We start from the raw sequence: 21090 nt of genomic DNA on the forward strand, positions 1-21090 counted from the left end.
GTCTATGGATGTCAACCAGAGACAACGGGGTGTGGATTGGCAGATGAAGATCGATGATGCACGCTGTAAACTCACTTCTATTTACCCTAAAATTAAGTTGTGACGCTGCACTAGAGATGCAAGGCCTCTAGCAGTTTCTGCTCTGGTTTCTGCTAGAGAATCTTCCAAACGCGTGATTGACTCAGAATTCCTTTCAGTAAGGATTAAAGTTCGTTCAATCAGGGCTTGCATTTCTTCAAAAGTCATGGTCATGAGTTTTGCTCTTCATCCATGAAAAGTTAAGATAAATTTTATGTCAAGCGTTAAATGGGTGACCTGGGACTCGAACCCAGAACCAACGGATTAAGAGTCCGATGCGCTACCATTGCGCTAGTCACCCTTGGAGTCAGCACTTTATCTTATCAGATGTAGGATCGTTTCGATCGCCTCAATAAAATTTTTTTGATCCCTATGTTTGATCCCTGTTTTTTCCTAGGGTCGCAACCCTTGGTGGGGGACTGCAAAGAATCGATTTTCTTTATGCGTGCCGCAATAAAACATCGCTCCCAGTGATACAGTTCGGACTGATTTATAATCCCTTAAACATCTCGTATTGCAAAATTTATGGAACATGGCGTACTGAGAATCAGCGAAACTGTAACTACCGAGATTGAAGCCGTTCGCGCTTTTGTAATTGTGCATGTCACGAGCGAAAAAGTCATTTTTGGGAATGCCGCGATCGCAGCCTCGGAAGATCTGAAAACCGCGATCGAAAGAATTAAGAAAGTCTGCGAATCGATAGAAATTGATACAGAATCGGTATCGTTTCAAAGCAATTCAGGAATATTTGGCAAAAACTCCACGGCAGAATATACCGTGAAGTTGAGGGTTGATGCCTTAGAAAAGTTGGGGGAAATCCTTGGGATTTGTGCGGAGGGTAAAAAGATAACGATCCGATCGCTGGTATGGGACTATGACGAAGAGCAGCGCAAATTAGACTCGATCGTACAAGCCATGCAAAAAGCCAAAAACAAAGCGGACAGGATGATGGAAGCGATCGGGTATTCCGTCGTTGGGATCAGATCCTGTAGCGATAGTTATAGTTTGCCAGCGATCGGTGAGATTTTTTTCGGCACTCAAAGCGCTCCCGAACATGCCATGACGAGGGCAAAAAAAGCCGTCGATTTTGGCACGCAAATCAAAAGCAAAAAGCAAATTTCCGCAACTTGCTCAGTGGAATTTCTAGTTAATGTGAATTCAGGATAATGATTTTAAAACTACTCCAGCCAATCACGCCTCAGAATTGCAGTACGTACATTAGATGGATTCATCGGAACCCGACCCATGTCAATGCAGCGCCACATATGATCGAACAAGATGCCAGGGTTCCCATTGCGATCGCTTGCAAAATAACCATGTCCAGTAGGTGGATCGTAGGTTGTGTTGAAATCGTCACAGTCTAGTGCGTACACGTTCTTGCTGACCCTATCCATATGCTCTGGACCGGTGTGTCCCAACCGTCGCGAAGCCATGCGATTGCCTAGGTTTGCCACCTTACTCGCTCGCATAGCTAGGTCATCAGAAGCATAGTAAACCACCACATTACGCGCTGCAGGGGGAATGTATTGCCCCTCTTGACCTGGTTCTAATGCCTCATTGATGATATCAGGGGCTGCCATAAAAATATTGCGAAACATTAAAGGCATTCCTTGGGGCAAAAAGTACTGGACAATACTGCTAAAGGTTGCCCGCAAAACGCGGTTTCCCATCGAGTGCGCCAAAATATTGATGCGTTTGATACAGGGATTATCGATCGTACTGTTGATATCACGCCAGTCCAGAAACTTTTGAAACATCCGCGCAAAAGCCATACCACTTTGATCGGCTGCCATTTGATCGTCAAAGTAGTCTTTGAGCTGCGAATCATCGCTATCGCAGGGCCAAATAACAGGTACGACAACCATATAGCCGGGAGCTTTCTGATCGAATAACCGTTGTAGCTCCTGTACTCTGGGAAATATTGCTGGTTCGGGCAAATTGGAAAAACCGTGGACGTAAATTAAAATTTCCTGTGCCTTAGAGTTCTTAAGTTCTGATAAAAACGCTGTTCCACCAATTTCGGTGTAATCGTCTTTATTATTGCGGCGACAGAAATAGACCGATTGTTCTGCCTGATTATTGCGTAAATTAAAATTTACCGATCGCGGCAGCACCAAGTTGCCATCGACGGTAGAGGTTGGACCTTCGTGAAGCACGCGATTCGTGATGAATAGCATAGGAGTAACTAAAGTAGGATTGGATAGCTTACGGATAAAAAAACGTTTGATTGCAGCCCAAAGGTTATGCAACACGCACATAGATTAAATTTGAGTGAAAACTGTTCCAAGTTTATCGTATTGGCAAGAAACTTTACTGAAAATTTTTCTGGTATTGCCAGCGATCTTACAGAGATGAGGCGATCGCATCAATTATGCAGCGTTTATAGACCTATTATCGATCGATCTGCGCGAAAACAAGCGATCGCGATGGGATTATTCGGGATTTCAGGTTTGCAAGCAGGTAAGGGTTCGAGATCTTCAATCACCCAGATATGATTAAGGAAGGATGAAATCGGTTGTCGGTATGAAGGTATATCCAAGACTAGTGCTAGATATTTCATTTTATGATTTACTTGTAGCGGTACTTTCTTTTCTAGTTCCCATTGAAAGAGCAAGAATTACTCACCAAATTCAAGCTTTTTGGGGCATAGATAGAGAAGTACTTGTGACACTATCTGTACGCACATCCTTAGATTTATTTCTGCAAGCGCTCGATCTTCCCCATGGCTCAGAAATTCTTATGAGTGCGGTGAATATTACCCACATGGTAGAAATTGTCGAACGCCACCATTATATTCCTGTAGTCGTAGATATCGATCTAGAAACACTAGCTCCTTCCCTAGAGCTTTTGCAAGCATCCATCACATCCAAAAGCAGAGTATTTGTAATCGCTCATCTATTTGGGACTGTAACACCCCTAGAAGCTTATTTAGAAGTATGTAGAGCGCACAATATTTTACTCGTAGAAGATTGTGCGCAAGCATTTGCAGGCTTGAGATACCTTGGCGATTCCAATGCTGATATTAGCCTTTTTAGTTTTGGCCCAATTAAATCCTGCACGGCTTTAGGCGGTGCAGTCATGCTAGTGCGAGACAAGGCTTTAGCCAAAAGCATACAAGCCATTGAGCAAACCTATCCAAGCAAGAGCGAAGGATGGTTCTTTGTCAGATTATGTAAATATCTCGGCTTGAAGTTTCTGTCTATTCCCGAGATCTTTGGTCTTTTAATTGGGTGTTTACAACGATTCCAAAAAGATCCAGACAGTCTAATTAATTCCCTGACAAGAGGGTTCCCTAAAGGCGATATTCTAGCTCAGTTGCGATATCGTCCGCCAAATCGAATGCTTGGGCTTTTACAAAATAGGCTCCAGCATTTAGACAGTTCTCATTTTGATAAACGCGAGCATTATGCTCGTGAATTTCTCTCTCTACTCGGCGATCGCATCTTTCCCCTAGGAAGTAAAGCCGCACAACATTCCTACTGGCTAGTTCCCATCATGATTGACGATCCAGTTTTACTGATGGCAAAAATTCGTGCAGAGGGATTTGATCCTACAAGAGGGACAACAAGTTTAAGATCGATTGGTGAAGCATCCATCCAAGCGAAGCAGCTCATTGAGAATGTGCTTTACTTACCGATTCATCCTACCCTTTCTGAAGTACAACTCCTGCACCTCGCTCAAATCATCAATTCCCATCCATCCGATCCCAAAGAATAATCAGTTAGAAGAATAATCAGCTAGAATAAAGTGATGAAATTAGCCGTAGACGTGCATTACAAAAGCGATCGCGCAACCGTAGGTGGCATTCTCTTTGAAAATTGGAGCGATCGAGATCCTACGCAGAAGCTAACCTGCGAGATCGACAGCATTGAAGATTACGAACCTGGGCAATTTTACAAGCGAGAACTGCCCTGTATCTTAAAACTGCTTGAAACCCATCAATTAAAACCTGCATGCATTGCGATCGATGGGTTTGTGTATTTGGACGGATTTTCTAAACCGGGGTTAGGCAAGTATCTTTATGATGCGCTTTGCGGTGAAATTCCCATTGTTGGCGTGGCAAAAACACCTTTTCACGGGATTTCGCAAGACTATGCTGTTTGTAGAGGTCATAGTGAAAAGCCGCTGTTTGTGACAGCTATTGGTCTACCCATTAGCGAAGCGAAGGAAGTGATTCGGACAATGCATGGCAGCTATCGAATACCAAGTCTGCTTAAGCGCGTCGATCGCGTCTGCCGAGGTATTCCATCTTAGAAATTATTCGTCGGGGCAATTTATGAATTGCCCCGACAGACTGCGAATTCAGGAATCTAGGTAACGTGAATTCGATGAACCTCTCCCTCCCAGCCTCCCTCTCCTAAAAGGCGAGGAAGGAGCAAGAAAATCGAGAATTTAGTCAGCAACGAGTTAAATGTGAACATGCTCGCGCAGGGATCGAGCGATACAATGCTGTGACAGGCGTTTATAGGAATCGTGTGACTGATTTCGATGACCGCTTAATGTTGATTGCAACTGGCTTATGGAACTTCTATTTGGATGTTGCTTAAATCGGAAGGGAAGAGGGGAAACCCTGTCCACAACTTGTTTTTATTTCCCAACAACTCTATTGTCATGACTCTTTCTCCTTCTTTGTTTTAACTAAATACATCACAAGGTAAGTCGCGCAGAAAGTAAAAGCGATCCCTCTTCTTCAAGATCGAACTGAGTAAAGCTTTGCAGAGAAAATGCAGTGATGTCTAATTGGTCTTCTTCTGTCCAAATATCACTATCATCGATAATGGGTTTATAAAGATGTGCCATGCTAAGCTGCCTCTTGCCTTTGAATAGCGGATTCTATTTCATCAGGGTGAGTTTCGGCGTAGCGCCATGCGTTTACTAGGTCGATCGCGGATAGAGTGGGATAGTCTTCTAGAATGTAGGCTTCGCTTGCACCTTGGCGTTGTAGGCTCACTAACAGCCATACGGGAATGCGTGTTTGACGAATACATGCCTCGCCGCCCATGACTCTTGGGTTTTTTTCGATTCCTTCCCATGTGTTGCTGAGGCTTTGTACTAATATTTGGATTGCTTGGGATTTTTCTTCTGGGGTCAGTGCTAGTAGTTGTGGTTGCAGTTCTTTGAGTGTCATGTTATATCTCCTTTCCTATTGGTAAGTCTCTCAGGAAGTAAAAGCGATCGCTCCTCCAATTACTATTACTTTTTTCTCTGCCTAAATAACCAGCTAAAGGTGATGAAAGCTCTACAAGTAGCTCGTGCGTGGCTCGATCATTTAATATGGAATTTACATCTTTCCCAAATATGGCATTGTATTGCACCCTAACTGCTGAAGCGTTTAGATAATCTTCGCCCGGCTGATTCATCAATTCTTTCACTGATTGAATAATGTGCGATCGTAGATTAATCTCACCTTCAACTTTTTGGATGTATTTATCAATCTCTTCATCAATTTGTCCTCCTTGCAAATATTTCTTGAGTTCAAACAAATCGATTGCGCCATCATATTTGGCTTTGAGTTTAACGAGTTTTTGTAATGTCATAGCTTTAATAATGTTAATTTTTATCGATCCTGTAACTTTTGAAGAAATGGCAGAGTCTACAAGCTGATTTGATGGCTCATCACCAGAACCAAGAATAATTAGTCCAGATGCTAACAGATAATTTTCTTTTAAAATTCTTTTGGCAATTCTGTCTATTTGTTCAACTGCTTTATCACTCTTTGATCTTCCTGCTTTACATTCTCCAGCCACAGAATAGGGTTTTGAGCAGAATAAATCTAGCCCTCCTGCACCTCCTTTGTGGGTTATATCAACTGTAAAACCAAGAAATTCTAAACTTTGCTTAACAATATTTTCAAATTCTGTACCTGCTTGATAGTTGCTTTTGCTTTTATCTTCTTCAATACTGCGATTGCCCTTTGTTGTAATTTCTTTAATCCAATCAAGTTTTTTTAGAGATTCCATTTTGCACTGAATCTCAACTGCCTCTAACATTTTCTGGATTTGAATATCTAGAGGCTCAGGAGGTTCTAAATTTTCAACTTCTCTTTTACGCTTTTCATAGGTGATATCGTCTAGAACTGGTTGCAGTTCGTTGATGTAAATTCTATTTTCTAGGGCTATAAATACTCCTTTTGTACTATTTTTGATGATAATGGGTGATGGCAAATGGTAAACTCGCAGATAGCTAAGCCAAATAAAGCCATTTTGCTCTAAGGCATTTTGAAAACTTTCTATAGGTATTTGTAGACGTGCTGCAAGGATGTCACATTTATCTTTTTCAGAAAACTGTTGACTTCCCTCGCAACGCGCCCATGCAGAGATTTTGACCTCACTAGCTTCTGGGTCATCACTGCATAAAGCAAAGTCTTGTTTTGGTCTATTGAAAGAATGAGCATGAATGGCTGTAATACTTCCCGATTCAAGGGAAGATAAAACGCCTGACGGCAGACGCAATGCAGCAAAAATTGTTGCTTCTGTCATGGCTATTCAGTCAGTAAACTGTCATCGGCTTGTAAATCAATGTCTTCGCTATTATCTTGGACTGACAAAGACTGAGGAATACTAGCAAGCTTATTGATATCTGATGGCTTCGCGGTTTTGGGTGGCTTTCCTTCTGGCTTACTCAAAATCTCTTTGATTAAAGCATTCTCAGTTAGAAGTTTTTCCGAGTCCACATACTCCATAACCTGTTCTGGAGTCAACTCATACTGCTCTAGTTTTTCGGCTAAAGCTTGCAGTGCCAGCAGAGGAGCTATTTGCTCTACAACCATTGCCACCCACTCACCTCCATCTTTGAGAAGTGTTAGCGCATGATTTTGAGCCGTTGCTCCACTGATATTTTCAGAGCGAACCATGCAAGCTCTTGTTTGCTTGAGATTATTGAACTCAACCAATTTAGATAGAGCGCTAGTTAGTGCATTTCCTGTTTTTTGGATTACAGCAACGCCAATAGATGTAAATGGGCCATTTTGATTTTCAGCTTTACGGACTTTAATCTTGAAAGGGATTAGATCACTGAATTTTTTGTCTTGCTCTTCAACCACTTCAAAAACTCGGAGATCCTCAACAACCTTATCCACTAAATGGTTAAAAGCAAATCTGAGAGCCTTTGAGATTTTGTCTGAGTCATCAACAATCTCATCTATACGATCGTAGATTTCCTTCATCTGTTCTTTGAAGCACTCAGCAATACTTGGGGGAGGTGGTGGATCTATACCAATTGGTGCCCAGTTTTCTTCACACCAGCGTAAAACTTGGCGTGCTGTTGCCCTCTCACTCGCAAAAATTTGTCTTAATTTATCCTCTTGAAAAGGGTAGAAAGAATCGGGAGAAACAACATCGTGATGTTTATAGAATTGCTGTAAACGATGCTTGATCAATGCAAGGCTAGATTGTTCATCAAGAAATTCTAGACGGATTTGATGGTCAAATCGATCGTATGCAGCACGAATCTGACTACTGACAGAAGACTGAGCAGATAGAATGTCTTCTTCAAGCGTCTGAGGAAATACAGCAAGCAAAATAACAATTCGTTTGATATTGTTTCGTAAGTATTTTGCTAAATCAATCACGACTTGAACAATCGTAAGCATCTGACTACTTACTTGAGGAGTATCCAACTCATCAAAACAAAAGACAATAGTTTTATATCTGGCGATTAGATTTAATAGATCGCAAGTGTAGGCAAAAGAATCCGTTTCCCGATCTACTGGCAAACCCAAACTCTTAGCTGATTCTTCAGATAATTTCTTGCCTGCAAGCCACATAGCAGCAAATGGAGCTGCTTCTGGCAAAAGTGTCCATAAAATTGCTCTAATCAAGAACACATTCTTTATATCTGGACATTTTGCTGCTATTCCTTTTGTCCAACTATTAACAAGTTCTGGCTTATTAGCCAAAATTTTAGGAAATTGACTTATAAGATGCTCAACGGAACAAGGGGTATTGCCTCTCGCATCAAAGTACATTGCCGCAGCTAAGGCTTGCCATTGGGTGACGTTAGGGCGGTATTCTCGCTTAAGACTATACACAATGGCTTGCAAAAATTCTACCTTGATTAGATCGAGGTTGTCATATTCGCCCATGTAAACAAAAAAAGCCTTGTTATTGGTGTTTAGATCGTGACGCAATCGGGCAAGTAACTGTGTTTTTCCTAGACCACGTTCGCCAATTAGTGCCGCCCCCTCTGAAGTTGACTTACCTGTATCAACATCATCAATAAGTTTCAGGACACTATTAAAAGCATTCTGATTAATTTCTGCTACGCCTGAATAATCGTGACTCCAGACATTATGCTGGGCTGTTACTTTGGCAGAGAATGGGTTGGATTGTTCAATAAGTTGATTCAAAATTTTAATATCAGTCATTTGGTTGTAGCACCTTTTATCTCTTAATTTGTTTTCTTGGTGGCATAGCATCGCAAACCACTAATAGGAGTCGATACAGAATCTTGAAGTTTGTCGGGCGAGCTATCCTCAACTCCACTTTCCTGTAGTTGCAGAATGTCGTCTGATTGCATCTTAATTAGCCATTCGTTAAACTCCGTGCGAGTTACGAGATCCCCAATTGAACGACGAATTTTGTAAATAGGGACAAAGTTGTTGTGATTAAACTCAAAATTAATCCGATCGTAAGTTTCTAATGCCACTGTCTTAAACTCGTCGTAAGAGGAGATCCTAAGCCCAACCTCTTTGCCACTTGCCGCAGATACAACATCACCCATTTGACGAATCCATTTCAACAAAGCATTAGCAACCCTGCTACCGACTTGAGTACCTCCAAACTTAAAATCATCACCATTTAGTCCCGCACTCAGAGATTGTTTACCCAGTTCGGTCAACTGAATTTGGGCGCTACGATTTTTAGTGACCATAGCGATCGCTTCTTGTTGAGCAAGTATTTCTAAAATTGGTTGGTAGTCAGATGACTTTTCACCACTTTTAACAATTCGTTTCATTACCTCGCCTTTCTTGACCAACGACTCTAACGCACCCATATCCCAAAGAGCCAATAGCAATCTGGTTTTAGCGTTATTCGTATCAATTTTTATGCTTGTGTGAATTACCATATAATTTCTTGTCAAAATTTTGAATCGATCAAATATCTAAATCACCCGATATTTTATTTTAGGGCAGATTTTGGTAAAACTCTTTAGTGTGAAGTTTTAGGCTTCTATTAAACTCACCTACACGCCCAAATCATTGAATTTGCTAACCTTAGCAATGATCGCTATGACTGCTTTAGCATTCCATCTAAACTCCATTCTTAATTCCTATGTATTGGAAGCTTCCAAATTCACAAACTCAGTTTTGGAGTTAGGTTAAGTTGCATCCTTACAAAAAATGAGTCACAATCTGATTGTGGTAGCTGTTAAATACTATGCCGTTAGACTCCTTAAGAGCATCAATACAGGGACTAGAGCGCGTAGATAAAGCAAGACTCAGAATGGGATGGGCAAAGTATAGATGTCCAGCGTGGTGTATTGCGGCTGATAATATTGCACCGAGTACCCTTGGGCATTTTTGGAGACGCGATCGCATTCGGCGTGAAAATTTTATTGCTATTTGTAAAGCAGTTGGGATTACGGATTGGCAAGCGATCGCAGAATCAGAAGAAGTTGAAAGCGAAGTAGAAACCCCAAAATTAGCAACCACAAATCGAACAGACTGGGGAGAATCTCCCGATCTATCTAATTTCTTTGGGCGAGATCGAGAACTAACCCAATTGGAAACTTGGATGGTTCGAGAGAAGAACAAACTGATCGCGATTCTTGGGATGGGTGGCATGGGCAAAACCATGCTAGCCGTGAGTATTGCCGATCGCATTCAACCAGAATTCGATCGCTTAATTTGGCGATCGCTGCGTAACTCCCCACCCATCGAACGCATTCTAGCCGACTTGATTTCTTTTCTGTCCGATCGCCAGCAAAATGCCATTCCTGACAATCCCGAACGCAATTTGTCCCTATTGATGGAATATCTGAATGCCAGTCGCTGTCTGATTGTGCTGGATAACATCGAGTCGATTATGAGCGATAGTCATGTAGGGCAATATCTTCCTGGCTATGAAACCTATGGCGAACTATTTAGGCGCATTGGTGAAGAGCGGCATCAGAGCTGCTTGTTAATTACCAGTCGAGAATTTCCTCAAGAATTATCGCGATTAATGGGCAATCGAGTCAGTTCGCTTCAACTTCAGGGCTTACCCGCTCAAGAGGGCAGAAGAATCTTCGATCTCGCAGGATTTACAGCTTCATCCGATTTAGAATTACGCCCTATTATCGAGCATTATGCAGGGAATCCTTTGGCATTAAAGATTGTGGCATCGGGGATTCGCGATTTACTGTTTAACGATATTCCCCAAATGCTAGCGCTAATCCAAAAAGGTAGCTTTGTCTTTGGCGATATCCAAGATTTATTGCAGCGGCATGTAACGCGTTTATCTCCTCTCGAACAAGAAGTGATGTATTGGTTAGCGATCGCCCGCGAACCCATCTCGTTCGACGAACTCCAAACATGCCTGCTGTCCTTGGAATCCAAACAAAAGTTAATTGCGACACTGCAATCTCTCCAACGGCGATCGCTGATCGAAAAGACACCCTCAGGCTATACGCAGCAACCCGTCGTGATGGAATATACCACCCATCTTTTAATCGAGAAAATCTGCGAGGAAATCAAAGAGATAGAAACGGGAACTATCTCGCCGACAAAACTCTTCAACACCCATGCCTTAATTGCGGCGACCGCCAAAGATTACATTCGAGATGCCCAGATTCGCTCGATCCTTCTACCCATTGCGGATAAGGTAGGGAAACAGGCGATCGCATCGCTCTTACCCAAACTAAGAGCAGGATTGGCATTACAGTCTGGCTATGCAGGGGGGAATCTCTTAAACCTGTTCGTACAGTTAGGCATCGATCTGACGGGTTGGGATTTTTCGCAATTGGCAATATGGCAAGCCCATCTGCGCGGTGCGAACCTCCATCAAGTGAATTTCAGCCATGCCGATTTCTCTCAGTCCGTGCTGGGGGAAACCTTTGTGAATGTCAACGCGATCGCTTTCAGCCCTGATGGAAAATCGCTAGCATCGGGAGAGTCTCGCGGTCAGATCCACCTTTGGCAGGTGGGCAGTGGTAAGAATCTCTTAGAGATCGATGGGCATACCGATATTATTTTTGCCATTGCTTTTAGTTCCGATGGCAACTATTTAGCCAGTGGTAGCCTAGACCAAACCGTGAAGCTATGGAATGCTAAAACAGGAGCCTGTGAGAAGATTCTGCTAGAAAGCACAGGTGGCATTTCCATGCTTGCCTTTAGCCCCGACGGTAAAACCCTTGCCTGTAGCTGCGGCGATCGCACGATTCGGGTTGTGAATTTCATCACGGGTGAATGTACCCAAGTGCTTGAGGGGCATACCAATATTCCCAGAGCGATCGCGTTTCATCCCAAGGAACCGTTCCTCGCAAGCTGTGGCTTAGATCGCACCATTCGGATTTGGGATCTCGATCGGGGCGAAGAAATTCAAGCGATCGAGCAAGAACATGAAGTCTATACGGTCGCCTTCAATCCCACTGGAACGCTGCTTGCGAGTGCGGGTGAAGATGGGAAAATTACAATCCTCCAGCGAAAGGAAAATACCCCAAAAAACACACAAACGTGGGAATTTACCCATCGCTTAGAAGGACATACAAACCGTCTCTGGTCGCTTGCCTTCAGCCCAGATGGACATTTCCTTGCCAGTGCGGGGGATGACTTTACAATTCGGATTTGGGAGGTGGAATATCGAGAATGCCTGAGAAATTGGATCGGGCATCAGTCTCGGATCTGGTCAGTGGCTTTCAGTCCCGATGGCAATATTTTAGCTAGCGGTAGCGAAGACAAGAGCATAAAATTTTGGAATCCTGAAAATGGATATTGCCTGCAAAACATCCAAGGACATTCCAATGCGATCGCACCTTTTGGGTTTCGAGCGCAACAGGTATATACGCTCAACTATGACGAGCAAACCATTGGGGTATGGGATATCCATACAGGAATCTGCGATCGAACCTTCTCTACCCATGCCATGAACTCCTTGCAAACGGCTCTCAGCCCCGATGGTTCTCTGGTTGTCAGTGCCAGTCTAGAGCATACGGCAGAAATCGTTGATGTGAAGAGTGGGAATTCGCTCGCAACGCTAAAAGGTCATACCACATGGATCAGAGAAGCTATCTTTAGCCCTGATGGGACTTGGATCGCCACTGCCAGCGGCGATAAAACCGCCAAAATCTGGGAGATCGGCACGGGGAAATGCATCCATACCCTTGCAGGACATTCGATGCCGCTCCAAGCGATCGCCTTCAGTCCAGACAGTAAAATCTTAGCAACGGGAGCTTGGGATGCTGCGATCGGGCTATGGGATGTGGATTCGGGAGCATGTTTGGGAATGTTGCAGGGGCATCGCGATCGGATCGCTTCGTTATCCTTTCATCCCGATGGGCAGATGCTGGCAAGTGGTAGTCGAGATGCTACGATTCGCCTCTGGGACATTGCCGACATTTCCAATGCAAAATGTTTGAGAACCTTTTCCCATCGTGCTGTTAAACTCCATGCGGTGGCGTTTCACCCTAATGGCAAGATGCTCGCTAGTTCGGGACTAGATACGGAGGTGAGACTTTGGCATGTGGAAACAGGAGAACTCCTGCGGAGCTTCAAGTCTAATTCTCAAGTAGACTGGATTTGGTCAATCGTTTTTAACGAAGATGGGCAACTGCTTGTCAGTGGCAGCGAGGATGGTTCCTGTCAAATTTGGGATGTGGCTACGGGTAATTGCCTGCAAACCTTAAGAATTCCTCGACCCTATGAGGGCACAAATATTAGGAGCATTCGCGGTTTAACTGACTCGCAAAAATCTACATTCAAACAGTTGGGAGCCATTGAACTTTAGCTAGGCATGGGGCGAATTAGCGCGATTTTCAAATCAGCGCAGTATATTTACAATTCCGAATTTTTGATATGATGACTGTAGACAACCCTAGACTAGGGTATATTTTGAGTAGTTTGTCTCTGCCTTATAGATCCATTTCAATGTCTTTTATAGATAGAAGTTGATGAAACCTACTGTCAGTCTGCTCCATACCACCAGCTACGAACGCGAATCCCTCATGACTGCTTTAGAGCAAGTCTTAGCACCCCTTGGTGGCATGTCTGCGATTGTGAAAGCAGGCGATCGCGTCTTACTAAAGCCCAATTTGCTCACAGGGGCAAGACCAACGAAAGAATGTACGACTCGACCAGAATTGATCTATTGCGTTGCTAAGTTGGTACAGGCTGCAGGTGGCAAGCCTTTTTTAGGCGATAGCCCTGCTTTTGGCAGTGCAAAGGGGGTAGCAAGGGCTAATGGACTCTTAGAAATGGCAAAGGAGCTAGATCTGCCGATCGTTGAGTTTCACGGTCAACGTTTTGCCACAGGTGGAGAACTAGAGCATTTACGTCTCAGTAAAGAAGCCATGGATGCAGATGTCGTAATCAATCTGCCTAAGGTAAAATCTCATATGCAACTCACAGTAACGATGGGTGTCAAAAACCTATTCGGCTGCGTTCCTGGCAAAATGAAGGCATGGTGGCATATGGAGGCGGGCAAAGACGTGCATCGGTTTGCGCGGATGTTGATCGAGACTGCCCAAACCATTAACCCGCAGCTAACGATCCTAGATGGCATTATTGGGCATGAGGGCAATGGGCCAAGTGCTGGGGAACCGAGGGATCTAGGCGTTTTAGCTGCTTCTCGCGATGTATTTGCTTTAGATCGAACGATCGTAGAAATTTTGGGAGTAAATCCTCAAGAAGTGCCAACCGTGGCAGAAGCGATCGCGCTAGGCATCTATAAAGATCTCAGTGACATAGAAGTGGTGGGAGATGCGATCGCCGATCTCAAAATTCAAGATTGGAAACTACCCACAGAACTCATGCCCATCGACTTTGGGTTGCCGCGTGTGATGCGATCGACTTTTAAACATTTCTATATCAAATTTATCAAGGAACCGATCAGTGCCTATGCCCGCACCTAGTGCCAAGCCCCTGATCTTAGTTGTAGAGGATGCCCCTGACAATCAAGTTCTGATCGAGCAAGTATTTCAGGATTCTGGTTATGCAGTTAACTGCGTACAGGATGGCGTGACGGCTTTGGCATGGCTGGCGGAGCAATTACCCGATCTGATTTTATTAGATTTGTCATTACCCAAGGTGGATGGCTGGGAGGTTGCGCGTCGGCTTAAAGCTGACCAACGCACAGCGGCAATTCCAATTGTGGCTGTGACTGCCCATGCCATGAAAGGCGATAAAGAAGCTGCGATCGCCGCAGGTTGTGATGATTACTTGACAAAACCTCTTGATATCGAACAACTAGAAATTTGCGTTAAACGTTGGTTAGTCGAGCGATCGGATCGCGATCCAGATCGATAAAAGTGCGAATGAATGCACAAAGTTCGTTTAAAAAAAATACTCAGCTGTAAATAAATATTAAGTTATTATTAACTTAGTTATAAACCGTTTTTATTAAAAAATTTATATTTTTAGGAAGTTATGATATGGATGGTCGCGTTGGTGTCTTATTGCTAAATTTAGGGGGTCCAGAAAAGCTGGAAGATGTCTATCTTTTCCTCTATAACCTATTTTCCGATCCAGACTTAATCCGCATTCCCCTCCGATTTTTGCAAAAGCCAATCGCGTCTCTGATTGCAGCCAGCCGTGCGCCCATATCTCAAGAAAACTATGCCATGATTGGCGGCGGCTCTCCTCTCAGACAAATTACCGAAGAGCAAGCCGAAAATATTGAGAATGTTTTGCAACGCAATGGTTTAAATGCCAAGGTCTATGTCGGTATGCGTTACTGGCATCCCTTCACTGAAGAAGCGATCTCGCAAATCAAACGCGATCGTATTACCAAGCTTGTGATCTTGCCACTCTATCCCCAGTTTTCGATCAGTACCAGTGGCTCTAGTATCAAAGCGATCGATCAACTCTGGGAAGCCGATCCCGAACTAAAACATATCGAGCGGATCACGATTCGTTCTTGGTACGATCGCCCAGGGTATATCAAAGCCATGATCGACCTGATTAATGCCAAGATTCAGTCCTTTGAGGAACCCGATCTCGTTCATATCTTTTTTAGCGCCCACGGTGTACCTGTGAAATATGTCACGGAGTATGGCGACCCCTATCAAGTTGAAATGGAGAACTGTGTCGATCTACTGATGCAAGCAATTCGGCGCGATCACCATCGCTATAATGCTCATACCCTTGCCTATCAAAGCCGCGTTGGTCCCGTAGAGTGGCTAAAACCCTATACGGAACAAGCGATCGGACAGTTAGCCAAGCGTGGTATCAAAAATCTATTGGTCGTTCCCATTAGCTTTGTTTCCGAACATATCGAAACCCTCCAAGAAATCGACATCGAGTATCGCGAAGTTGCTGAGTCCGTTGGCATTCATAATTTCGATCGCGTACCTGCACTCAATAGTCATCCCATATTTATCAATGACTTGGCTGAGTTAGTCCTTGAGTCCTTGGGAAATGTAGAAGCACCCGTAATGCCTGTCTAAATCTAACATCTCTAAATATTGCTATACCCTCGCCTAATAGCAATAGAAACTGCCATGAAAAACTCCACTCAAAGGAAATACATCAAGAAATTGGAAGAAATCTAAAGCGGTAAAAGAAGGCTAATACGACAAGACGGGAGCCTGAAAAACTCTAGACCGAGTTCGTGCAAGAAACCGATAAAATCGGATAAAGTTTTTCTTTTTCCTATCGTATTATGAAAATCTCAGGTTTTGTTGGTGTCCTTGCGTTATTTACAGTTAGCTGCTTATCTGGGTGTGGCGTTTTTCCATACAAATATAACTGTAGTGGTGGTGGTGGATTTTCCAATGGTTCTACAGGCGATCGCGCTAGTGCTGAAGCCGAAGTCAGAAAAGCAGAAGCGAAAGGGATGACCTGTGAAACTGACTTTCCAGTGGATAGTACAACTCAAACTAGTAACGCGGCTCCTTCTACTCCTGTGGCATCTGCTAAGGCATCTTCCAAGATTCAGGTGGTTGAGAAGGAAGTCAAAGATTACTTGGTGCAAAGCCTAGGTGTGGATGTTGCGATAAGCTGTCCCCAAGATATTGTGCCTGCGAAAGGGAAAGAATTTGATTGCAATGCAACGGCGGCGGAAGGGAAGTTTGCCGTAGCAGTAAAATTGCAAGATGCCGAAGGAAATAAATTTGACTTGAATACCAAAGGACTGCTTAAGTTGCCTTTATTAGAGGAACTCATTCAAAAAAATGTGAAGGAGCAGAATGATGTTGATGTCAAGGTGAATTGTGGGGGAGCCAAGATCAAAATCACAAAGGTAGGGAATGTATTTACCTGTAAAGTCAAAATTCCTGATGGCACGGTTAAAGATGCAACGATTACTGTTAAAGATGAGGCAGGGGGGGTGAGCTGGAAAATCTAACTGGAATTTCGGCGACGGTAATCTTTCTTAACACAATAATGATTTTGCCAATATTTTCCATTGGGTAAGTGAATGAGGCAAAATGGTAATGATTATGTATGCTGAGATTTACGGCTGAACGCTAAGAACCATGTCTTTTAAAGTTGGTCTGTTAGGACTCGGAACGGTTGGTACAGGTGTCGCAAAGATTCTACAAGATCCTGTAGATCGTCACCCTTTGCTACTAGAAATTGAAATTGCCCGAATTGGCGTGCGATCGCTACTTAAGCCTAGGGATGTGGAGTTTCCCGACGGATATATTACCGAGGATCTTCAGTCCATCGTTGCCGATCCTGAGATTGATATTGTGGTTGAGGTGATGGGTGGCATCGAGCCAGCGAAGAGATTGATCTTAACCGCGATCGCCAATGGCAAGCATATCGTTACCGCCAACAAAGCCGTAATTGCAAGATATGGCGATGAGATTTTTACCGCAGCCAAAGAGCATGGCGTTTATGTGATGCTAGAGGCGGCAGTCTGTGGCGGCATTCCTGTGATTCAAGCCCTTAAGCAAAGTCTCGGAGCCAACAGAATTACGGGCATTACAGGCATTATTAATGGCACGACCAACTATATTCTCAGCCGCATGCATGCCGAGGGGGCAGAGTTTGAAAATACCCTAGAGGATGCCCAAAGGCTGGGCTATGCTGAAGCCGACCCGACCGCAGATGTTGATGGCTTTGATGCTGCCGATAAAATTGCAATTTTGGCAAGTTTGGCTTTTGGCGATCGGATTAAGCTCGATGACATCTATCGAGAAGGCATTCGCACGATCACCAGTGCTGATATTGCTTGGGCAAAGGATTTAGGGTTTGTAATCAAGCTTTTGGGAATTGCGCGGCGTTCTAACGACAAAACCGAGAAGGGCATTGAGATTCGCGTCCATCCTACCCTTGTGCCACAAGCTCATCCCCTTGCCAGCATTAATGGGGTAACGAATGCAATCCGTGTCGAGGGCGATCCGATTGGTGAAGTGGTGTTTTCGGGGCCTGGGGCAGGCTCAGGGGCGACCGCAAGTGCGGTTGTGGCGGATATCGTCAATGTTGTGGCAGCACTCAAAGCCTCTTCAAAAGGAGCCTCCAATGAAATCAATCAACTCATGGGTTGCTCTCACGATCGCTATGCCACCCTCAGCCCCATCCAAAATATTGCCACCCAGTATTACGTGCGTTTGATCGCGCAGGATAAGCCGGGCGTGATTGGCGACCTAGGCGCTTGCTTTGGCAAGCACTTGGTCAGCATTCAAACGATTTTGCAGCGCAATATTCATGACGGCTTTGCTGAAATTATTGTCGTGACACAAACCGTCAGCGAACAAAATTTCCAAGCCGCGATCGCCGATCTCAAAAATCTGGCAGCCCTGCACAGCATTCCAACCTTGATACGGGTTTTATAGACAATAGGTCAATCCTTGTGGGGGGCAATCCCCCCGTGGTTGCCCTAGCCTTTACAGGATCCCCTACCCCTACGAGAATCAAATATATTCTTGGGAATCTTGCCATCTCATAAATCCAAATATTTTCCGATCCGCCCTAAGGCTTAAAATGAGTACGAATTGATTTCTGTTGTTTAAAAGCGAAATATGTTGCTAACCCCTGTTGAATTTGGTCAGATTGCTCAAGGTATGGGCGTTGTTGTGCTGATTGCAGCTTTAATTACAGGAATTGCCTTTGTGCGTCAGTGGGGATGGCGGTTTCGTCTTGTAGGCATTACTTCCTTTTCTGTCGTTTTAACAGTCGGACTATTTGCCCTCAGCATTGCACCCATTACCCGCACATCTGTTTCAGGTTCGGTTCGTTATTCCTTGGTTTACGATCGCTATGGCGCGCAGGCAGTCATTTCAGTTCCTCCCACTGTGACAGCACCCCAGTTAGAGGCAACGCTCAAGCAAGCCGCCGATAACCTCTTCTCTTCTGGGCGCAGCGGACATGGAGAAAATCAGCTCACGATTCGAGCCCGCACCGTTGTACATTTGAGCGATGCTCTGTCTCAGCCTGTTTATATTGGACAAGTCAAGCGATCGCTCCACCAGCGCAACGATCCAAACATGGAGGTGCAGATATATCCCGAACAGTTGGCAGAACTAGCCCGATTTGCGCCGAATGTATCGGAATAAACCCTAAGAAACCCTAAGAAACATAGATTTTTGTCATTCTTAGCAAGTAAAGGCAAGCATTCAACCCCTGTCTTCCCCCTTTAATATCCCCTTGCAAGGGCTACAGTGTCCCACAAGCGATCGCATCTATTTATCGTCATTCTTAAGCACTATGAATCAAGATCTAGAGAAGTTAGAGACTGGCTTTCAAAACCTCGCCGATCAGTTGGTCAATAGTCTCCACTCAGGCGAACATCTGACCATTAGCCTCAATAGCGAACGCAGTCAGTTTACCCGCTTTAACCATGCCAAAGTACGGCAATCAGGTTTAGTTTCAGATGGAACGATTTCCTTAAACTTGATCGACCATCAGCGCGAAGCGAGTGCCTCTTTCCCTTTTACAGGCGATCGGGCAGTTGATAGTGTCAGTGCCTTAGAAAATCTCGATTATTTACGATCGCAGGTGGAGCAACTGCCTGAAAATCCCTTTATCGTCTTGCCCGAAAATAAAGGTTCCAGCCATGAGGTTTATCAAGGCTCCCTATTGTTGCCCGAAGAAGCGATCGCTGCTATTCTCGGTTCGCTGGGGGATATTGACTTTACGGGCTTCTACGCATCAGGCTCGACAATCAGGGCAAATGCCAACTCCGCAGGACAAAAGCACTGGTTTGCCACCGATTCCTTTTTTGTCGATTATTCTATTTTTAATGCTACGGAGTCAGGTGATTCGCAAGCAGTAAAAGGGATCTATGCTGGTAAAAACTGGAAACAATCAGACTATGAAGCCCAGATCGAGCGATCGAAACAGCAGTTAGTTGCGCTCAATTTACCAGCTAAAACCATTCAAAAAGGTCAATATCGCACCTACTTCGCACCTGCTGCTGCTGCCGAGTTATTGGGAATGCTCTCAGATTCTGTGGGTGAGGCTTCCCTCCAGCAGGGAAGCAGTGCTTTGCTTAAGTTACGCAATGGAGAAAAGCATTTATCGCCACTCCTTAGTTTTAAAGAAAACTTTCGAGGGGGCACTGTGCCTCGGTTTAATCAATTAGGAGAAATCGCTCCCGAAGAAATTCCGATCGTTGTGGCAGGCGAACTAGTTAATCCCTTAGTGAGTTCTCGAACGGCGAAGGAATATGGAAAGGTTTCCAATGCAGCAAATGGTGGCGAATATCCCAGAGCCCCTGAGGTCAGCGCAGGGAATTTAAGTGACGATCGCATTCTCAAACAGCTTGATACAGGCTTGTATCTATCGAACCTGCATTATCTCAACTGGAGCGATCGCTCTGGTGGCAGAATTACAGGAATGACTCGCTACGCCTGTTTTTGGGTTGAAAATGGGGAAGTAGTTGCCCCGATTGAAAATCTACGCTTTGACGATAGTATCTATGACTTTCTCGGTCAAGATTTAGAAGCCTTGACTGACTTCCAAGAATTCATTCCCAATACTGGAACCTATGGCAGTCGATCGCTCGGCGGCATTCTCGTTCCTGGCATGTTGGTCAATAATTTCACGTTCACGCTATAGAGCCTGCTCTGCCTTTGTTTTTAAGGCTGCCGCAAACTCCTCAAAGCTAGGTTGTAAATCGGGAATTGACCGAGTGATTAAGGGTGCCATCAGACCGCTAAAAACCTCTCGCATAGAAAAAACTACAATTCCGTCAGGTTTTTGGGTGAGTGTAAATGTGCGATCGCCCTTAAACAAACCTAGGGGCATCCCCCCAGAAAACACCATACATTCTTTGGGGACATACTCGCTCACGGTCAATGGAAACGTGCGATCGGGGGTTGACTTAAAATACAAAGAGATCTTCTCGCCTAATGCGATTTTGCCTTCAACCTTCGTAACGGTTGGATTCCAAGATGGCCAGTTGGTAACATCGATCAAAATTGCCCAAATTGTTTCCAATGAAGCATGAATATCGATTGTGGTACTAAAAGATTTCATAGCGGTTTATCCTATACGCGATCGTTGAACAGTACTATAGGCGATTCTTGACCAATTTTATATTCATCCCCTTTTCAAAAGACAATATGTCGATCTTTTCAATGCCGCGCTATGCTGGTGCTTTCAAAGGGAAATGGGTTAGCGATCGCATAATTCATGCTGCTGGGAGGTTTTTTATTCTCATGCAAAATGTAAGTTAAATTGATGGTAACTATTCAGGCTAGAGATTTGGGAAAACAGGGTTTCCAAGGAACACCTGTTTGAGAGCATCAAGAACATTGAGATCTTGCTTTCTGAGCGTCGAGATATAGCCACGAATGCGACAGAACATTATTTACTTTAGTTTGGACTAATCGGCAGCAAGGCAAGAGCAACAGAAAGGCACGAGAAAATAGAGCAAGAAATTGCAAAGGCTAAGTCAAGCTCAAACATGAAAAGAGAATTAGAAGCTAAAT

General features: G+C 44.2%; 18 protein-coding genes and 1 tRNA gene. 11 read left to right on the forward strand and 8 right to left on the reverse strand.

Annotated features, from left to right (window positions below; genetic code table 11):
* Positions 1-307: 307 nt before the first annotated feature.
* Positions 308-379, reverse strand: a tRNA-Lys gene (locus ACP2WE_RS25125).
* Positions 380-603: 224 nt separating this feature from the next.
* Here ACP2WE_RS25125 and ACP2WE_RS25130 point away from each other — a divergent pair.
* A complete protein-coding gene (locus ACP2WE_RS25130; protein WP_425218262.1) occupies positions 604-1245 on the forward strand; it encodes an SIMPL domain-containing protein in 642 nt (213 codons plus the stop codon).
* Positions 1246-1256: 11 nt separating this feature from the next.
* On the opposite strand, the gene ACP2WE_RS25135 is transcribed toward ACP2WE_RS25130, so the two are convergent.
* On the reverse strand, positions 1257-2255 hold the full coding sequence (locus tag ACP2WE_RS25135) for an alpha/beta hydrolase (protein ID WP_425218263.1): 999 nt from the start codon (positions 2253-2255) through the stop codon (positions 1257-1259).
* Positions 2256-2601: 346 nt separating this feature from the next.
* Here ACP2WE_RS25135 and ACP2WE_RS25140 point away from each other — a divergent pair, with 346 nt between their 5' ends.
* A complete protein-coding gene (locus tag ACP2WE_RS25140; protein WP_425218279.1) occupies positions 2602-3795 on the forward strand; it encodes an aminotransferase class V-fold PLP-dependent enzyme in 1194 nt (397 codons plus the stop codon).
* 33 nt (positions 3796-3828) lie between these two features.
* Entirely contained in the window at positions 3829-4332 is a 504-nt protein-coding gene (locus ACP2WE_RS25145; protein WP_425218264.1) for an endonuclease V, read from the forward strand.
* A 393-nt stretch (positions 4333-4725) separates the two neighbouring features.
* Here ACP2WE_RS25145 and ACP2WE_RS25150 read toward each other — a convergent pair whose 3' ends face one another.
* Genes ACP2WE_RS25150 through ACP2WE_RS25170 form a run of 5 tightly spaced genes read right to left on the reverse strand, consistent with a single transcriptional unit; the run spans position 4726 to position 9144 of the window.
* The gene (locus ACP2WE_RS25150) at positions 4726-4878 is read right to left on the reverse strand and encodes a hypothetical protein (RefSeq protein WP_425218265.1); all 153 of its coding nucleotides are present in this window, start codon (positions 4876-4878) and stop codon (positions 4726-4728) included.
* A gap of 1 nt (position 4879) precedes the next feature.
* Positions 4880-5206: a DUF433 domain-containing protein gene (locus ACP2WE_RS25155; RefSeq protein ID WP_425218266.1), complete on the reverse strand. Its 327-nt coding sequence runs from the start codon at positions 5204-5206 to the stop codon at positions 4880-4882.
* 1 nt (position 5207) lies between these two features.
* Positions 5208-6557 carry a DUF1802 family protein gene (locus ACP2WE_RS25160; RefSeq protein WP_425218267.1) on the reverse strand — a complete coding sequence of 450 codons (1350 nt, stop codon included), beginning with the start codon at positions 6555-6557 and terminating at the stop codon, positions 5208-5210.
* Between the two features lie 2 nt (positions 6558-6559).
* Positions 6560-8443, reverse strand: coding sequence for a P-loop NTPase fold protein (locus ACP2WE_RS25165; RefSeq protein ID WP_425218268.1), 1884 nt, complete (start codon positions 8441-8443; stop codon positions 6560-6562).
* Between the two features lie 23 nt (positions 8444-8466).
* The gene (locus ACP2WE_RS25170) at positions 8467-9144 is read right to left on the reverse strand and encodes a hypothetical protein (protein WP_425218269.1); all 678 of its coding nucleotides are present in this window, start codon (positions 9142-9144) and stop codon (positions 8467-8469) included.
* A gap of 311 nt (positions 9145-9455) precedes the next feature.
* Between ACP2WE_RS25170 and ACP2WE_RS25175 the strand changes: the two genes are divergently transcribed.
* The 8 genes from ACP2WE_RS25175 (at position 9456) to ACP2WE_RS25210 (ending at position 20215) form a co-directional block, all read left to right on the forward strand.
* The gene (locus tag ACP2WE_RS25175; protein WP_425218270.1) at positions 9456-13001 is read left to right on the forward strand and encodes a WD40 domain-containing protein; all 3546 of its coding nucleotides are present in this window, start codon (positions 9456-9458) and stop codon (positions 12999-13001) included.
* A gap of 163 nt (positions 13002-13164) precedes the next feature.
* Complete coding sequence (locus ACP2WE_RS25180; protein ID WP_425218271.1) at positions 13165-14124, forward strand: Npun_F2552 family protein; 960 nt, start codon at positions 13165-13167, stop codon at positions 14122-14124.
* Complete coding sequence (locus ACP2WE_RS25185; protein ID WP_425218272.1) at positions 14111-14518, forward strand: response regulator; 408 nt, start codon at positions 14111-14113, stop codon at positions 14516-14518. The genes ACP2WE_RS25180 and ACP2WE_RS25185 overlap by 14 nt, the downstream gene beginning before the upstream one ends.
* A gap of 125 nt (positions 14519-14643) precedes the next feature.
* Positions 14644-15657: a ferrochelatase gene (hemH, locus tag ACP2WE_RS25190; protein ID WP_425218273.1), complete on the forward strand. Its 1014-nt coding sequence runs from the start codon at positions 14644-14646 to the stop codon at positions 15655-15657.
* A gap of 215 nt (positions 15658-15872) precedes the next feature.
* On the forward strand, positions 15873-16556 hold the full coding sequence (locus ACP2WE_RS25195; RefSeq protein WP_425218274.1) for a DUF4333 domain-containing protein: 684 nt from the start codon (positions 15873-15875) through the stop codon (positions 16554-16556).
* 130 nt (positions 16557-16686) lie between these two features.
* Complete coding sequence (locus ACP2WE_RS25200; protein WP_425218275.1) at positions 16687-17991, forward strand: homoserine dehydrogenase; 1305 nt, start codon at positions 16687-16689, stop codon at positions 17989-17991.
* Positions 17992-18177: 186 nt separating this feature from the next.
* A complete protein-coding gene (locus ACP2WE_RS25205) occupies positions 18178-18711 on the forward strand; it encodes a Ycf51 family protein (RefSeq protein ID WP_425218276.1) in 534 nt (177 codons plus the stop codon).
* A 151-nt stretch (positions 18712-18862) separates the two neighbouring features.
* On the forward strand, positions 18863-20215 hold the full coding sequence (locus ACP2WE_RS25210; protein ID WP_425218277.1) for a TldD/PmbA family protein: 1353 nt from the start codon (positions 18863-18865) through the stop codon (positions 20213-20215).
* On the opposite strand, the gene ACP2WE_RS25215 is transcribed toward ACP2WE_RS25210, so the two are convergent.
* Positions 20210-20635 carry an SRPBCC family protein gene (locus tag ACP2WE_RS25215; RefSeq protein ID WP_425218278.1) on the reverse strand — a complete coding sequence of 142 codons (426 nt, stop codon included), beginning with the start codon at positions 20633-20635 and terminating at the stop codon, positions 20210-20212. The two genes, ACP2WE_RS25210 and ACP2WE_RS25215, sit on opposite strands and share 6 nt — an antisense overlap.
* Positions 20636-21090 lie beyond the last annotated feature (455 nt).

Origin of the sequence: Tumidithrix helvetica PCC 7403 (assembly GCF_965232925.1) — a bacterium.
Lineage (GTDB): Bacteria > Cyanobacteriota > Cyanobacteriia > Pseudanabaenales > Pseudanabaenaceae > Tumidithrix > Tumidithrix helvetica.

Excerpts from the sequence above, each read along its gene's own strand:
- ACP2WE_RS25145 (WP_425218264.1), top strand. The coding sequence starts at position 3,829 with ATGAAATTAGCCGTAGACGTGCATTACAAAAGCGATCGCGCAACCGTA.
- ACP2WE_RS25150 (WP_425218265.1), bottom strand. The coding sequence starts at position 4,878 with ATGGCACATCTTTATAAACCCATTATCGATGATAGTGATATTTGGACA.
- ACP2WE_RS25185 (WP_425218272.1), top strand. The coding sequence starts at position 14,111 with ATGCCCGCACCTAGTGCCAAGCCCCTGATCTTAGTTGTAGAGGATGCC.
- ACP2WE_RS25195 (WP_425218274.1), top strand. The coding sequence starts at position 15,873 with ATGAAAATCTCAGGTTTTGTTGGTGTCCTTGCGTTATTTACAGTTAGC.
- ACP2WE_RS25205 (WP_425218276.1), top strand. The coding sequence starts at position 18,178 with ATGTTGCTAACCCCTGTTGAATTTGGTCAGATTGCTCAAGGTATGGGC.
- ACP2WE_RS25135 (WP_425218263.1), bottom strand. The coding sequence starts at position 2,255 with ATGCTATTCATCACGAATCGCGTGCTTCACGAAGGTCCAACCTCTACC.
- hemH (WP_425218273.1), top strand. The coding sequence starts at position 14,644 with ATGGATGGTCGCGTTGGTGTCTTATTGCTAAATTTAGGGGGTCCAGAA.
- ACP2WE_RS25215 (WP_425218278.1), bottom strand. The coding sequence starts at position 20,635 with ATGAAATCTTTTAGTACCACAATCGATATTCATGCTTCATTGGAAACA.
- ACP2WE_RS25170 (WP_425218269.1), bottom strand. The coding sequence starts at position 9,144 with ATGGTAATTCACACAAGCATAAAAATTGATACGAATAACGCTAAAACC.
- ACP2WE_RS25165 (WP_425218268.1), bottom strand. The coding sequence starts at position 8,443 with ATGACTGATATTAAAATTTTGAATCAACTTATTGAACAATCCAACCCA.
- ACP2WE_RS25200 (WP_425218275.1), top strand. The coding sequence starts at position 16,687 with ATGTCTTTTAAAGTTGGTCTGTTAGGACTCGGAACGGTTGGTACAGGT.
- ACP2WE_RS25130 (WP_425218262.1), top strand. The coding sequence starts at position 604 with ATGGAACATGGCGTACTGAGAATCAGCGAAACTGTAACTACCGAGATT.
- ACP2WE_RS25140 (WP_425218279.1), top strand. The coding sequence starts at position 2,602 with ATGAAGGTATATCCAAGACTAGTGCTAGATATTTCATTTTATGATTTA.
- ACP2WE_RS25210 (WP_425218277.1), top strand. The coding sequence starts at position 18,863 with ATGAATCAAGATCTAGAGAAGTTAGAGACTGGCTTTCAAAACCTCGCC.
- ACP2WE_RS25155 (WP_425218266.1), bottom strand. The coding sequence starts at position 5,206 with ATGACACTCAAAGAACTGCAACCACAACTACTAGCACTGACCCCAGAA.
- ACP2WE_RS25160 (WP_425218267.1), bottom strand. The coding sequence starts at position 6,557 with ATGACAGAAGCAACAATTTTTGCTGCATTGCGTCTGCCGTCAGGCGTT.
- ACP2WE_RS25180 (WP_425218271.1), top strand. The coding sequence starts at position 13,165 with ATGAAACCTACTGTCAGTCTGCTCCATACCACCAGCTACGAACGCGAA.
- ACP2WE_RS25175 (WP_425218270.1), top strand. The coding sequence starts at position 9,456 with ATGCCGTTAGACTCCTTAAGAGCATCAATACAGGGACTAGAGCGCGTA.